The following is a 12,764-nucleotide window of genomic DNA, read 5'->3' on the forward strand; positions in this document are numbered from 1 at the left end:
TGCTTCAGTCGCGACTTGAACTGTAACCTCCGTCACCCTGCCAGTCGAACTACTCCCGGGTAGGTTACTTCCCGTTCCGGGACAGCCTCCGCACCCCTATTTCGCCTTGTCATAGGAGTCCACCACCGCCACGCTGACCGGGAATTCAACCGGGATGGTGCCAAACAGCAACTCCTTCGCCGCGCTGGCAGCCTCCTCGATGGCCCCGATGACGGCATCAACAGCCCCGACCGGCGCATGGACCATAACCTCGTCGTGGAGGAAGAAGACAAGCTCCGCCCGGACGGCGCCGCCCGTCCCGGTGGTGCCGCCCGGCTGCCAGGCGCGCAGCCGCCGTCGTAATTCCGCCAGCCAGCACGCCGCCCAGTCCGCCGCCGAACCCTGCACCACGAAGTTCCGGGTGAAGCGGCCCCTCGACCGGGCAATCGACTCCGCCCGCCGCTGCTCCTCTGCCGTGGCCGAGCGCTGGCTCCGGAACCACAGCTCCGACGGCGGAGGCGTGCTGCGGCCCAACCTGGTGGTCACCGTTGCGCCGGATTCGCCCGCCCGCGCCGCCCGCTCCACAAAGTCCACGGCGCGGGGATACGTCCGGGCCAGCTGGGGCATGAGGCGGCCCGCTTCGCCGGACGTGGCCCCGTACATCGCACCGAGGAGGGCCGTCTTGGCCTTGGCACGGTCGCCGCCAAACCCCTTGGCGGCGATGCCGGCGTAAAGGTCCTGGTCGCGTGCGGCCTCCGCCATCGAGGAATCCCGGGCGAGTGCCACCAGGACGCGCGGTTCCAGCTGGGAGGCGTCGGCGACGATCAGTTTGTGGCCGGGATCGGCGTGCACCGCACCGCGGACCAGGCGGGGGATCTGCAGGGCGCCTCCGCCGCGGGAGGCCCAGCGCCCGGATACCACGCCGCCCACCACATATTCAGGCCTGAAGCGGCCGCCATGCACCCACGCGTCCAGCCAGGTCCAGCCATTGGCCGTATGCAGCCGCGACAGCTTCTTGTACTCCAGGAGTGGCTCGATGACGGGGTGGCTGGACTCCCGCAGTTCCCATTTCCGGGTGCTCTTCACCTCGATGCCGTTGCGGTGCAGGGCACGCATCAGTTCCTGCGGGGAATCCGGGTTCAGCGCGGGGGTGTTGAGCAGGGCACGCAGCTCACGCGCCAGTGCTTCCAACCGGGCCGGCCGTTGCCCGGGGTGTGGCCGGGGGCCGAGGCAATCCGCGAGCATCTGCTCGTGCAGGTCCTCGCGCCACGGAACGCCGGCGTGCTGCATCTCGGCGGCCACCATGGCGGCGGCGGACTCGGCAGCGAGCAGGAGCTGCAGCCTGCCCCTGCGGTTCTCCGCCAGGTCGACGGCGGCGAGCGCGCCCTGCTGGGCGGTATATTCGGCCCGCAGCTCTGCCAGGCCCCAGCGCGGTGCCGGGCCAGTGCCGCCAAGGTCATCAAACAGCGCGTCCTGGTCCGCCGGCGGGGGCGGCGGCTGCAGCGCCCTTGGGGGAAGCAGCGGATCCTCGGCCGGGACCCGGTCCGAGTTCCGGGCATATTCGGTGTGCGCGGTGAACTGCGAGAAGGCCAGGATGTTGCCGCAAAGGCTGACGTCGTAGCAGCGTTCCACTTCGACGCCGGCCGCCAGCAGTGCCGGATACCAGTCCTGCGTGCGGTGCCAGATCCAGCGTGGCGGCTGTCCGTCCGGCCGCGCGGCTTCCAGCTGGCGGACGACGGCGGGGAGCTCGCCGTGGGGGACCACGCGCGGTTCGGGGGCGGCTGGCCGGGCGTGTCCGGCTGGCGTGAGTTCCTGGACTGCGGCGCCGCCTGGATGGGCGGCGAGCAGCAGGTACATGTTCCAATTGTGCCCTGTTTCTGTCCTGGGCCTATCCGGGCCTTTCTGGGGCCTTTCCCGGGCCGCCGGTTATCCACATACGGCTGCTGCGGCCTTACCTCCGGTCCGCCGCCCCGGCAGAGTGGCCCCATGAGCAGGCACCAACTGAATGCCCCGCAAACCGCGCCCGGCGCTGATCCCTTTGTGCGGTCCCGCGGCGCCGAAACGCCACCGGCCGGTGGCGGCTGGGCGGACCAGGCGGCGGGGGACGGTGCCGCCTGGCTCCCGGACGGCAGCGAAGTGCTGCTGATAACTTCGTCCGCCGTTCTCCGCGGCGAGGTGGAGCGGATCGTGGCCGCCGCCGGCGGTCACCTGCGTGTTGCAGCCGATACGGTCGAGGGCGGCCGGCACTGGGACGCGGTGTCTGCAGTCCTGGTCGGCTGCGACGTGAAGGAACTGCCGCCAAGGCGCCGAAGGCCGGCTGTCCTGGTGGGACTCGACGGGGAAGGCGACAGCCTCTGGCACCTGGCAGCTGCCCTCGGCGCCGAACGGGTTGCCGTGCTGCCGGACGCCGCCGCCTGGCTGGCTGACCACCTCAGCAGGTCCCGGTCACCGGGCCCCGGCGGTGTGGTGCTTGGTGTTACCGGCGGTTGCGGTGGGGCAGGTGCCACCACGGCCGCCATCTGGATCGCGCAGGCCGCTGCGGGGTTGGGCGTCCGGGTTTTGCTGGTCGACGGGGACCCCTGGGGAGGCGGGCTGGAGCTGGCGCTCGCGGCCGAGGAAAATCCTGGCCTGCGCTGGCCGGACCTCGCAGGGGCCAGGGGCAGCATCGACCCCCTGCAGTTGGCGGACTCCCTGCCGGTGGCCGGTGGTTTCGCATTCCTGTCCTGGCCGGCAGCCCGGGAACAACCTGTCCCCGTCGCCGCTGCCACCACGGCCGGCGTGCTCGACGCTGCCCGCCGTGGTTATGAGCTGGTGGTGGTGGACGTGGGCCGGGGCGCCGAGCCGCTCCGGACGGTCGCGTGGGACTGTGACCGCATCATGGTGGTGGTTCCAGCACAACTGAAGGCAGCGGTGGCTGCCGTGCGCGTATTGCAGGAGCTTCCGCCCGTGGAGGCTGCACTCCTGGTCCGCGGGCGTCCGGGGACGGCGCTGGACAGTTCCCTGATTGCGGACGCGGTCGGGCTGCCAGTCCAGGGGCGGGTGCCTGAACTGAGGGCCGTCCCGGGAGCCGTGGAATCAGGCCGCCTGCTGGACCTTGGGAAGCGGCGGAACGTCCGGCACTTCGCGGCATCGGTACTCGACTGGCTGGGGGATGACCTGCCGGCAGGGGAGCTGGCATGAGCCGGCCCGGCCCCGGGGGAGCAGGGATAGGGGCCCGGCGCAGTGCCCGGCTGCTCGAGGCGAACCAGGCGAACCAGGCGGGCCAGGCAAACCAGACGAACTATGCGCGCCAACCGAACGATGCGAGCCAGGCGAACCGGCAGCTACGGCGGCGGGAGGCGGCGGGCGGTCGTGCCGCGGTCGATTACGGACTCCTGGAATCCGTCCGCGAATCCATGATGGCTGACGCGGGTGCCGTGACGCCGTCCCGCGTTGCTGCCGCTGTCCAGGCCACGGGGAAGTTGTTGGGGACTGCCGGTTCGCTCGCCGCTGCGGAGCGGATCAGCGCCGAATTGAATGGGCTGGGGCCGCTGCAGGAGCTCACACGGGATCCCGCCGTCACCGATATCTTCGTCAACGCTCCCGACTCGGTGTGGGTGGACCGGGGCCGCGGCATCGAGCGCGTCCCCGTCATGTTCGAGGGTGAAGCCCCGTTGCGGGCACTGGCCTGCAGGCTGGTGGCCGCCGGTGGCCGACGCCTGGACGACGGCTCCCCCTGTGTCGATGTCAGGCTGGCCGGCGGCTACCGTGTCCACGCCGTGTTGCCGCCGGTTTCCACGTCAGGGACGCTGCTGAGCGTCCGCATCCGCCGGGAGCGGGTCTTCACCATGGCGGAGATGCGTGCCGGGGGAATGTTCGGTCCGCTGGTGCAGACGGTGCTGGAGCGGGTGGTGGAACGAAGACTCAGCTTCCTGGTCAGCGGCGCCACGGGCTCGGGGAAGACCACCCTGCTGTCCACGCTGCTGGGTCTGTGTCCGGCGGAGGAACGCCTGGTTCTGATCGAGGACGCGTCTGAGCTGAACCCGGTGCACCCACACGTTGTGGCCCTTGAATCGCGCCATGGGAACCTCGAAGGCGGGGGCACCGTGGACCTGGGGGAGCTGGTCCGGCAGGCGCTGCGGATGCGGCCGGACAGGCTGGTGGTGGGCGAGTGCCGGGGTGCCGAGGTGCGGGAACTCCTGACCGCCATGAACACGGGGCACAGCGGCGGAGGGGGCACCATCCACGCCAACACCGCAGCAGCGGTCCCGGCCCGGCTGACGGCGCTGGGCGCGCTCGCCGGGATGGGCCCTGACGCGGTGCGGCTCCAGGCTGCGAGCGCCCTCGACGTCGTGGTCCATGTCGGCAGGACGTCCCGGGGCCGGGAAGTGCTGTGCGTGGGCGTCTTCAGCGATGGTCCGGACGGCCTTGCTGTCGCGCCGGCACTCGTTGAAGGAGGCTCGCCCGGCCCGGCATGGCCCGCATTGGCCGCCCGGCTGGCGATAGGGCCGGAGGATGGCCCGTGACGGTCATCCTGGCCGTGCTCCTGTGCACGGCGGTGGTGCTGCTGCTCAAGCCACCGGTGGGTGCGGCCGCCAGGCTCCGTGCGGCAGCCGGTAGGGGGCCTGCCGCTCCAGCGCGGGCAGATCCTGGTTTTTCCCGGCACCGGCCTATCCGGCGGGCCAGGGTGGCCGCAGGAACCGGGAAGGTGCACCGCGGGCCGGGGCTGATCCTGTTGGTGCAGCAGCTGGCTGCGCTGCTCAGGGGTGGCCGGACGCCGGGGCGGCTCTGGGACGAACTGTGGACTTTGTACGGCGGGGCCGGGCAGGAGGGGCAGCTGCTTCAGTCCGCCGGTCGTCCGGCAGCGGCCGTCCTGTCGGGCGGTTCCGTTGCCGTCCTGGCCTCCGCCCGTGTTGCCGCAGCGACGGGAGCGCCGGTTTCGGAAGCGATCCGGCGCTCCCTGCCCGCGGCATTTCCCGGCAGGGAAGGAGCCAGGGAGGCAAGGACCTGGTCCGACCTGGCAGCATGCTGCGATATTGCCGAAGCCAGCGGATGTCCGCTCGCCGACGTGCTGACCAGGTTCGCGGCCCAGCTGGAAGCGGAGGAGGACGCCGACGCTGCCCGGCAGACCGCCTTGGCCGGCCCCAGGGCAACGGTCCGCCTCCTGACCTGGCTTCCGCTGATGGGACTGGGACTGGGGACGGCACTGGGAGTGGACCCGCTGGCAACACTGCTTGGCACGCCGCTGGGGCTGGCCGCACTCGTTGGCGGGGTTGCACTGACTGTCGCCGGCAGGGTGTGGTCCGCCCGCCTCGTGTCCGTGGCGGCAGGGGCCGGAACACCATGACCGGGACATGGGCTCAGGTACCGCTGCTGTTCCTGTTGCTCGCAGCCGGTGTGTGGCTCGCCTGCCCGGGACAGGGCGGGCCGAGGAGACGGCTCCTGCGGGTGTGCCGGCAGCGCCTGCCGGACCGGGAATCAGCCGCAGTTCCCGCAGCGGGCCGGCCCGTAAGCGGTTTGGCCGACACGGCGATGATGCTCGAACTCGTGGCGGCAATGCTGGACGCCGGTGCTGGAATCGGCCGTTCCCTCGCCTTGGTGGCCGGTTCCGCCTCGCCCCACTACAGGGATGCACTGCGGCCGGTGGTTTCTGCGCTGGCCATCGGTGCTGACTGGGAGACGGCGTGGCGCAGCTCTGCGGTCCGCCTCCCCGAAGTACTGGAGCTGCGCGACGCCCTGGGCTTTGCGGCGCTGACGGGCGCCCCTTCCTCGGCGATCCTGTACGCCCAGGCGGCGAGGCTTCGGCGGGAAAGGTTCCGCGCGGCAGAGAAGCGTGCCGCCTCGCTGGGCGTGAAGCTGGTGGTTCCCCTCGGCCTGTGTTCCTTGCCGGCCTTCATCTGCCTGGGCGTCGTGCCCGTGCTGCTGGCCCTGGTGCCGTCCGGCTCCTAGCAGCGGCACCTGGTCCCGGACACTTCCTCCACAGCCGTGGAAGAGGCCCGCTTATCCACTTAGCCAGCCCCGCCCCTTACCCGCTTCGGCAGCTCCGGGAAGAGTCAGGACTGCCGGTAATCCGCCGGTCCATCACGAAAGGAATCCAGATGTCCATCCACCAACCCAACTTCACCAACGGCACCGCATGCAGCAGCGGAACTGCACTCATGAACGGGACTGCCTCCACGGATGGCAGTCCGGGCTCCGGGACTTCCCCGGAGGGCACGCCGGGAATGCGAGGCAGGCTGCGCGATGGCGGCGTGGGGCACCAGCCATGGCCGGTGCAGGATAACGTCGTTGAGCTGTATCCCGGCTGCCGTCCGCCGCGGACACGGCAAGGCATAAGGCTGCGGGGGTCGGAAGCCGGGATGGCCACCGCGGAGTATACGGGCATTGCGTCAAGTTACTAGCTCGATAGAATGGAAGGGTGAGCAAATCCAAGGGCACCAGGGCCGCCATCTACGCACGTATCAGCCGCGACCAGCAAGGACAGGGCCTAGGCGTCGAACGGCAGGAACAGCTATGCCGAGAGCTCGCCAAGTCGCTTGGGCTTGACGTCGGAGAGGTCTACACCGACAACGACATCAGCGCCTACTCAGGCCGTCACCGGCCCGCCTATGAACGGATGCTCACCGACATTGAGGCAGGCAGGATAGATGCCGTTCTGTGCTACCACTCCGATCGGCTGATGCGGCGAACCAGGGAGCTTGAACGCTACATCGACATATGCCGCCCGCGTGGAGTTGTTACTCACCAGGTAACCGCTGGGCTACTGGATCTTTCTAGCGCCACAGGCCTAGCCGTCGCTAAAACCGTCGCCGCGTGGTCACAGCACGAGTCAGACCATAAAGGCGAGCGGATCGCAGCCCAAAAAGCCCAGGCAGCGGCCAAGGGGAAGTTTCTAGGCGGCCGTGTCCCGTGGGGATGGCAGAAAACTGCCGCCGGCATCGAAGTTGAGCCCACCGCGGCTAAGCACATCCTTGACGGGACTCTCGCTATCATCGCGGGTAAGTCGTTGATAGGTGTCACGCGGGCATGGGCGGCCGCTGGAGCCGTCAGCTTGTCAGGAACGCCCATGAACACCACCCAAGTCCGCCGCGTCCTGCTACGGCCCCGGAACGCCGGACTTATGACCTTCCACGGCGAAGTGGTGGCCGACTCATGGCCCGCTATCGTTCCGCTGGAGACGTTCCGGCAGTGTGAGGCCGTGCTCACCAGCCCGGAACGCCCGCAGCAGTCAGAGGCCAAGTTCAAGTACCTGCTTAGTGGGATTGCCCAGTGCTATTGCGGCCGGTACATGACGGGCTTTGGAGCGGAGGGGCACCGCCGGTCCTACCGGTGCAAGGTTCACCAGGAGGGCGGCAAGTACGTTCCAGGCCACGCTAACCGAGCTATGACGAACCTGGATGATTACGTGCTGAGGATGGCCGCGGCATGGTTGGACCGCCCCGACTATAAGGCCGCAGTTATGGCTGAAGCGCAATTACTCGCCGACAAGGAAGCACCGGCCGAATCGGCAGACATGGCGGAACTAATCGCACGGAAAAACTCCCTTGCACGCATGTTTGCCCAGGGCCTTATTTCTGAAAGCCAGCTAATCGAGGGCAGCCGGGAAATTGAGCAGAAACTTGACGCGATAAAGCAAACCGCAGCCGCTAATATCGGCAGCCGAGTGATGGCGAATTTTGCGTTTGCGGAGAATGCGGGGGAATTGTTCCTTCAGGCTGGCATTGAGATGCAGAGGGAGCTTCTCAGGAGCGCGTTCAGCATCACCCTGAAGCCGTCCGGGCCCTTCCGGGGAGAGTTCGACCCTGCGACCGTGGATATGTTCCCGCTGCACATGAACTAGGTAAGACCCCTCGAAAGCCAACTCTCGGACGGCCGTAGGGCATGTATGGGATAACTCGGGTCATAACGATTTGGTTACGGCCACAAGTGGTTATCCACAGAGCGCAGGGTTAGCGAATCCCCCAAAAGTAGTTTGCCCAAGCCTGCTCTGTCCTGCTCGCCAGCCTACGCTAACCTCCCCTAACCCACCCTACTCACGCACAGACCCAATTCGAGTTATGCGCAAGGGCCGGGGGATTTCCTCCCCAAGCCACACAACAATCCACAGTCCGGGGCGCAGTTTTGGCGGCGGATGCACAGGAATGCAACAGGTTACGTTGCGGAAATTGCGTCACCCTGTGTCAGCATTATTCATAGGCAAGCAGAACAGGTCCGGAGGCTCCGCCAAGAACCAAAACCCGGACCTGTTCAAATGATCGAGAACCTCGCCAAAGGTTCAAAGATCAGAGCTTGCATGTCGTATCCGCCAAGATAGAAATGCAAGGGGACAGTTCAGATGAGCCATCCGAAATTAACTATCGCAGACCTCCAACGCGATCACAACGTGAGTCGCTCTACTATCTACCGGCGCATCAATGACGGAACGCTGAAGGCTTACAGGCTAGGCCCTCGGATAATCCGCTTTGATGCTGCCGAAGTGGCCGCCGCTTTCAAGAAGTAGGCCGCCGCTATGAAGGCCGCCGCCGCTGACAAGCTCGCCGCCCACATAGCCGCCACAGTCGCCTCCTGGCCCGCGCCAACACCGGAGATGGTCCGCAAGACCACACTCCTACTCCGCGCTGCCGCCAGTGAGAGGGCGGTGACCAAGTGATAAGTGTCGCCATCTACGTGCACTGGGAGATCCGGCGCTATCTTCTCGAAACCGAAGCCCCTGGCAGGTTCGGCACCTACGGCAAGGAGGATGCCGACTAGTGGACATCCTCTCAGCAATGGAAGAGTTCAACATCTCCGAAGACGACTATCAGGAACATCAGCAAAACTCTGTTCCTGTTCCTCCACCCCCTATGTCAGGAACAAGGAACAAGGTCGGGTATGGGAACATCGCGGCTCTACTCGCCGGCAACCTGCCCCCAGCCCCCACCCCCTCGATCCTCCGCCGCGTGGATGGAATCGGGATGTTCTACGCAAACCAGGTCAACATCCTGTTCGGTGAGCCCGAATCGGGCAAAACGTTCGTAGCTCTCGCCGCCATCGTGGAATGCCTCAATAAGGGCGGCCGCGCAGTCTTCCTAGACATGGACCACAACGGCATGGAAGGCATAGCGGCAAGGCTGCTGGACCTTGGAGCCCAACCCCTAATCCTTGGGGACCTGGACAGGTTCCGCTATAAGGAACCCGAAGACCGGCAGGACCTTATGGAAGCCGTGGCAGACCTGCGCGCATGGAGTCCCGGCGTAGCGGTCCTGGACAGCATAGGCGAACTCATGCCGACCATGGGTCTTAGCTCCAATAGCCCTGATGACTTCACAATCGCGCATACCTCAGTGCTGAAGCCTCTAGCCATGGCAGGCGCCGCGGTGATCGCGATTGATCACGTAGCCAAAAACACCGAATCCAAAGCCCAAGGCCCCACCGGAACAGCGGCCAAGTCACGGGCAGCCGGCGGGACGATGCTCCGCGTAACCGTCAAGGAAGCATTCACCCCCGGCCACGGCGGAGCCGCCTACCTGAACGTCAAGAAGGACCGGCATGGCGGGCTACGCTCCAACTCCCCACGAGGTGACAAGGAGCCCCTAGGCGGCACATTCAAGCTGTTCCCAGATGGCAATTTCGCAGTCTTTGCAGCGCAGGACGGGGAGAGGATGCCTGAAGCAGTTCCGGCCGCCGACTTAGCCGAACTGCAAGCCCTGGATCCTCCGCCCACGACGGTAAGGGAAGCACGGGAACGCCTTAGTTGGGGCAACGACCGGGCCACCGCCGCCATGCGGGTGTTCAAACAGCAGGTGCAGAAATGAGCGTGTTCCTTGTTCCTCACACACAGGGTGCAGGAACAGGAACAAACCTCGTTACTCGTTCCTCAGGAACACGACAGGAACAGGAATAGGCATGAAGCTAAGCCGCCAAGACCTTTTGAACCTCTGCGAAATCTACAAAGCGAAAGCCCTCGAAGAGCACGACCTATTCAGGCGGTGGCAAGCCCGCGCCCTGGAGGCGGAAAGCCGGCTAGCGATCTATGAGCCCGGCGACACGCCCCCAGTAGACGGCCGCGCATGGATGAACCGGGCACTACTAGCCGAAGCCCAATTATCGACTCTCAGGGCCGCATACGAGCCCCACAGGAACCAGGAGAAATAGAACAATGCCACAGCCAGGAATGCCAGGAAATCTCCGGGGAGACGACTGGATCGGCCGTGAAATAACCGACCTCAAACGGGCAATCAGGGAACTCGCCGCAGCCAACCCCTTCGGCACCATGGGCATCAGCCCCCGGAAGGGCGGCATCGTCGTGGAGGGATACCAAACAGTAAACGGCCCCATGACCATCACGGGCAGCCTGGATCTTCCCCCCGGGAGCGTCTCAAACGATGCACTGGCTAGCCCCGTTGAAACCGCCACAGCATCCGCCGGCATCACAAACTACGCCATCGACACCACCGCCACAGTCCGGGCATCCGTAACCCTCACAGTCCCGGCCGGCTTCACTCGAGCAATCATCATCAGCAACGCCGTTGCGATGGGTACAAACTCAGGCACCACAGCCGATTACCTCTACTGCTCCGCGACAGTCCAGAGCGTGAACGGCGGCGAGCTCTACACCTCAGCACCAGCCGGCATAGGTGCCAGCCTCGCCAGCCCCTTCCAGCCCACCCTGACCGGCCTCACCGGCGGCGACACCGTCACGGTAGGAGTCGCCACACGCGCCGGCGCCGGCACATGGGCAGCAGCCCCAGCAAATCAGGCATCCATTGCCGCGACTGCCATCTACCTCAAGTAGGAGCCCCAGAATGACCGCTCAGAGCCCCGAAACGCCTGCTCCCGCCCCAGAGGCCCCGCTGACCTTCCAGGCCCCTCCACCAGCCGCCCCGGGCGCACCCAACCCCATCCCTCCAGGGATCCCCTGGGGCCAGCCCATTACGCCGGCAGCTACGGAGCCCAAGCCATGACCGAAGAGTTTCTTTCAGATCCCCGCATCGTCAACGCAGTGACCCCGGAAGTCCTCCAGTTCCTCCGCGACAACCAAGCACCAGCCGACACCGGCCTGGACGAAGAAATAGGCCACTGGATCGGCGTGACCGCCTGCGTCCTCACCGAACTAGCCCAAGCCAAGCAGAAGATCCGCGAACTCGAAGCAGACAAATAGCCCGAAAGGACGTACCGAATGTTCACCACCGGCCCGCAGCACTACACGCGGAACCTTCAGGACGCCGCTAACTTCACCGCGACCCCGGCGGCCATAGGCAAGCCCGGCGGCACCACGGAACCAGGCGTCGTACTGAAACATGGCCGCGGAATCCGGGCAGTCATGCCCTTACCCGAAGCTCTCCGGCTCGCCAACGAAATCGCGGACGCCATCGCCGCGCACGGGAAGTAGGGAAGCCATGGGCAAGCAGCGCCACGACATCGGATGGCAGAAGCGGCAGCACGCCATGAAGCCACAAGACATCACATCCAGCCCGGAAACGATGGCCGCCCGCCTTGTCTCCAAAGGGTTAGCAACAATCCAGATCCTCGAACCAAGAAACGCCCGACGCATCACCAAAGACAGGGAGAACAACTGATGTACGACACCACCCCAGACCGCGCAGCCGAACTCGCAACAGCCCAGGAAACAGGCCGCCTAGCCGACACCTGGACCCCCGCCGCACAGGAACGCTACAAGCACCTGACAAGCCTCCCCGAAGCCTCTCAGGCCTTCGCACGGATGGAAATCGGCTACCTCGAAGAAGCCAAAAACGCCGCAGAACGAAAGGGAAGGTAACCCATGACCACCACCGAACTCAGCACCGAAGAACTCGCCGCCGAACTCGCACGCCGCGAACAGGCCCAGATAGCGGAACAGGAACGCCAAGCCGCGGTACTGGCCGAAGCGCAGCAGGCATGGGCAAAGCAAGTCATCAGCCGGCACATCGAACTGGACCAGCAGCTCGAAGCCGAAGGCAAGCAGCACTCAGACACCGCCATCGACGCGGCCAAGACCATGGACCTCAGCAAGGCGTTCGAGTCATACAGCCTCTACCTCGCCACCCGCCACGCACGCGCACGACTCCGCAGCCACGCACAAGGCGCCGCGAACATCTCCGGTTACACAGGCCGAATCCTCCCGGACCTCTCATGGATCCAGCCCACCTTCGCTGAGTTCCTGGATCAGAACTCCCCAGTTTCCGAACTGGGCGAAGAACTCGCATGGACCCACACCACCGAACTACCCACCAGCTACGAAGAGGCAACCGCTTGGCTGGAGTCCAACCATGGCAACTGACGCCCTCGACCCCGGACCCAACGGCGATTACCCTTACCTCCCACGCAACCCGGACGGCACGCTCGATACCGACCGGATGCCCGTTGGAATCTGGCAGCACCCCACCGCCAAAGACCGCAACGGCAACCCGGTACTGATGGACGTAGAAGCCACACTCCCGGACGGGCGCCGCGTCTCCGACATCGCACCCATCCGCAAGCAGTAGCAACCCATGAGCAGGCGTCAACACCACCGCAGCATACCGAGCAAGGGTGAGCTGAGAACGGAAGTGATGGGCAGTCAGAACACTGCACCAGCGCCAAGCAAGGCAGGGTGCGTAGGAGCCACAACAACAAGCACAAGCGACGGCAACCGCGCACCCTGCACCACTGCTGGGGCACCACCCCCAGCAACGTCACCCCAGAAAAAACCCGCCGGGGAGGGTGATTTTGTTCTGTACGCTTCCCCAGGTTTTCGAGCGACGGGCCACTGGGGGGCACCCTTGCACCACCGGCAAACCCCCAGACCGCCGGTGAGGTCGCTAAATGGTGCGGAGGGTTCAAAAATT

The 12,764-nt window shown here is 65.9% G+C and carries 15 protein-coding genes; 14 read left to right on the forward strand and 1 reads right to left on the reverse strand.

What is annotated here, in order from left to right:
- Positions 1 to 96: 96 nt before the first annotated feature.
- Complete coding sequence (locus tag K4G53_RS12575) at positions 97 to 1,836, reverse strand: bifunctional 3'-5' exonuclease/DNA polymerase (protein WP_221386044.1); 1,740 nt, start codon at positions 1,834 to 1,836, stop codon at positions 97 to 99.
- A gap of 288 nt (positions 1,837 to 2,124) precedes the next feature.
- Between K4G53_RS12575 and ssd the strand changes: the two genes are divergently transcribed.
- From ssd to K4G53_RS12645, 14 genes are all read left to right on the forward strand, one after another.
- A complete protein-coding gene (gene ssd / locus K4G53_RS12580) occupies positions 2,125 to 3,159 on the forward strand; it encodes a septum site-determining protein Ssd (RefSeq protein WP_308287912.1) in 1,035 nt (344 codons plus the stop codon).
- A complete protein-coding gene (locus K4G53_RS12585) occupies positions 3,156 to 4,484 on the forward strand; it encodes a TadA family conjugal transfer-associated ATPase (protein WP_221386046.1) in 1,329 nt (442 codons plus the stop codon). Before ssd ends, K4G53_RS12585 begins: the two co-directional genes overlap by 4 nt.
- A complete protein-coding gene (locus tag K4G53_RS12590; RefSeq protein WP_221386047.1) occupies positions 4,481 to 5,305 on the forward strand; it encodes a type II secretion system F family protein in 825 nt (274 codons plus the stop codon). Before K4G53_RS12585 ends, K4G53_RS12590 begins: the two co-directional genes overlap by 4 nt.
- Complete coding sequence (locus K4G53_RS12595; protein ID WP_221386048.1) at positions 5,302 to 5,907, forward strand: type II secretion system F family protein; 606 nt, start codon at positions 5,302 to 5,304, stop codon at positions 5,905 to 5,907. Before K4G53_RS12590 ends, K4G53_RS12595 begins: the two co-directional genes overlap by 4 nt.
- Positions 5,908 to 6,376: 469 nt before the next feature.
- Entirely contained in the window at positions 6,377 to 7,798 is a 1,422-nt protein-coding gene (locus K4G53_RS12600; RefSeq protein WP_221386049.1) for a recombinase family protein, read from the forward strand.
- 495 nt (positions 7,799 to 8,293) lie between these two features.
- Positions 8,294 to 8,458 (forward strand): AlpA family transcriptional regulator, encoded by a 165-nt coding sequence (locus K4G53_RS12605; protein WP_221386050.1) that lies wholly within the window; start codon positions 8,294 to 8,296, stop codon positions 8,456 to 8,458.
- Between the two features lie 250 nt (positions 8,459 to 8,708).
- A complete protein-coding gene (locus tag K4G53_RS12610) occupies positions 8,709 to 9,752 on the forward strand; it encodes an AAA family ATPase (RefSeq protein ID WP_221386051.1) in 1,044 nt (347 codons plus the stop codon).
- A 359-nt stretch (positions 9,753 to 10,111) separates the two neighbouring features.
- Positions 10,112 to 10,732 (forward strand): hypothetical protein, encoded by a 621-nt coding sequence (locus K4G53_RS12615; protein WP_221386052.1) that lies wholly within the window; start codon positions 10,112 to 10,114, stop codon positions 10,730 to 10,732.
- A 165-nt stretch (positions 10,733 to 10,897) separates the two neighbouring features.
- Positions 10,898 to 11,098 (forward strand): hypothetical protein, encoded by a 201-nt coding sequence (locus K4G53_RS12620; RefSeq protein WP_221386053.1) that lies wholly within the window; start codon positions 10,898 to 10,900, stop codon positions 11,096 to 11,098.
- 18 nt (positions 11,099 to 11,116) lie between these two features.
- A complete protein-coding gene (locus tag K4G53_RS12625; RefSeq protein ID WP_221386054.1) occupies positions 11,117 to 11,329 on the forward strand; it encodes a hypothetical protein in 213 nt (70 codons plus the stop codon).
- A gap of 7 nt (positions 11,330 to 11,336) precedes the next feature.
- Positions 11,337 to 11,516, forward strand: a complete 180-nt coding sequence (locus K4G53_RS12630; protein ID WP_221386055.1) for a hypothetical protein — start codon at positions 11,337 to 11,339, stop codon at positions 11,514 to 11,516.
- The gene (locus K4G53_RS12635; protein WP_221386056.1) at positions 11,516 to 11,716 is read left to right on the forward strand and encodes a hypothetical protein; all 201 of its coding nucleotides are present in this window, start codon (positions 11,516 to 11,518) and stop codon (positions 11,714 to 11,716) included. The genes K4G53_RS12630 and K4G53_RS12635 overlap by 1 nt, the downstream gene beginning before the upstream one ends.
- Positions 11,717 to 11,719: 3 nt before the next feature.
- Positions 11,720 to 12,217, forward strand: coding sequence for a hypothetical protein (locus K4G53_RS12640; RefSeq protein WP_221386057.1), 498 nt, complete (start codon positions 11,720 to 11,722; stop codon positions 12,215 to 12,217).
- A complete protein-coding gene (locus K4G53_RS12645; RefSeq protein ID WP_221386058.1) occupies positions 12,207 to 12,422 on the forward strand; it encodes a hypothetical protein in 216 nt (71 codons plus the stop codon). The genes K4G53_RS12640 and K4G53_RS12645 overlap by 11 nt, the downstream gene beginning before the upstream one ends.
- Positions 12,423 to 12,764 lie beyond the last annotated feature (342 nt).

Source organism: Arthrobacter sp. MAHUQ-56, assembly GCF_019710585.1.
Classification (GTDB): Bacteria; Actinomycetota; Actinomycetes; order Actinomycetales; family Micrococcaceae; genus Arthrobacter.

Bases quoted from the DNA above. Each gene is read 5' to 3' on its own strand.
- K4G53_RS12640 (WP_221386057.1), top strand. From the start codon at position 11,720: ATGACCACCACCGAACTCAGCACCGAAGAACTCGCCGCCGAACTCGCA.
- K4G53_RS12595 (WP_221386048.1), top strand. From the start codon at position 5,302: ATGACCGGGACATGGGCTCAGGTACCGCTGCTGTTCCTGTTGCTCGCA.
- K4G53_RS12585 (WP_221386046.1), top strand. From the start codon at position 3,156: ATGAGCCGGCCCGGCCCCGGGGGAGCAGGGATAGGGGCCCGGCGCAGT.
- K4G53_RS12620 (WP_221386053.1), top strand. From the start codon at position 10,898: ATGACCGAAGAGTTTCTTTCAGATCCCCGCATCGTCAACGCAGTGACC.
- K4G53_RS12645 (WP_221386058.1), top strand. From the start codon at position 12,207: ATGGCAACTGACGCCCTCGACCCCGGACCCAACGGCGATTACCCTTAC.
- K4G53_RS12615 (WP_221386052.1), top strand. From the start codon at position 10,112: ATGCCAGGAAATCTCCGGGGAGACGACTGGATCGGCCGTGAAATAACC.
- K4G53_RS12575 (WP_221386044.1), bottom strand. From the start codon at position 1,836: ATGTACCTGCTGCTCGCCGCCCATCCAGGCGGCGCCGCAGTCCAGGAA.
- K4G53_RS12625 (WP_221386054.1), top strand. From the start codon at position 11,117: ATGTTCACCACCGGCCCGCAGCACTACACGCGGAACCTTCAGGACGCC.
- K4G53_RS12605 (WP_221386050.1), top strand. From the start codon at position 8,294: ATGAGCCATCCGAAATTAACTATCGCAGACCTCCAACGCGATCACAAC.
- K4G53_RS12635 (WP_221386056.1), top strand. From the start codon at position 11,516: ATGTACGACACCACCCCAGACCGCGCAGCCGAACTCGCAACAGCCCAG.
- K4G53_RS12630 (WP_221386055.1), top strand. From the start codon at position 11,337: ATGGGCAAGCAGCGCCACGACATCGGATGGCAGAAGCGGCAGCACGCC.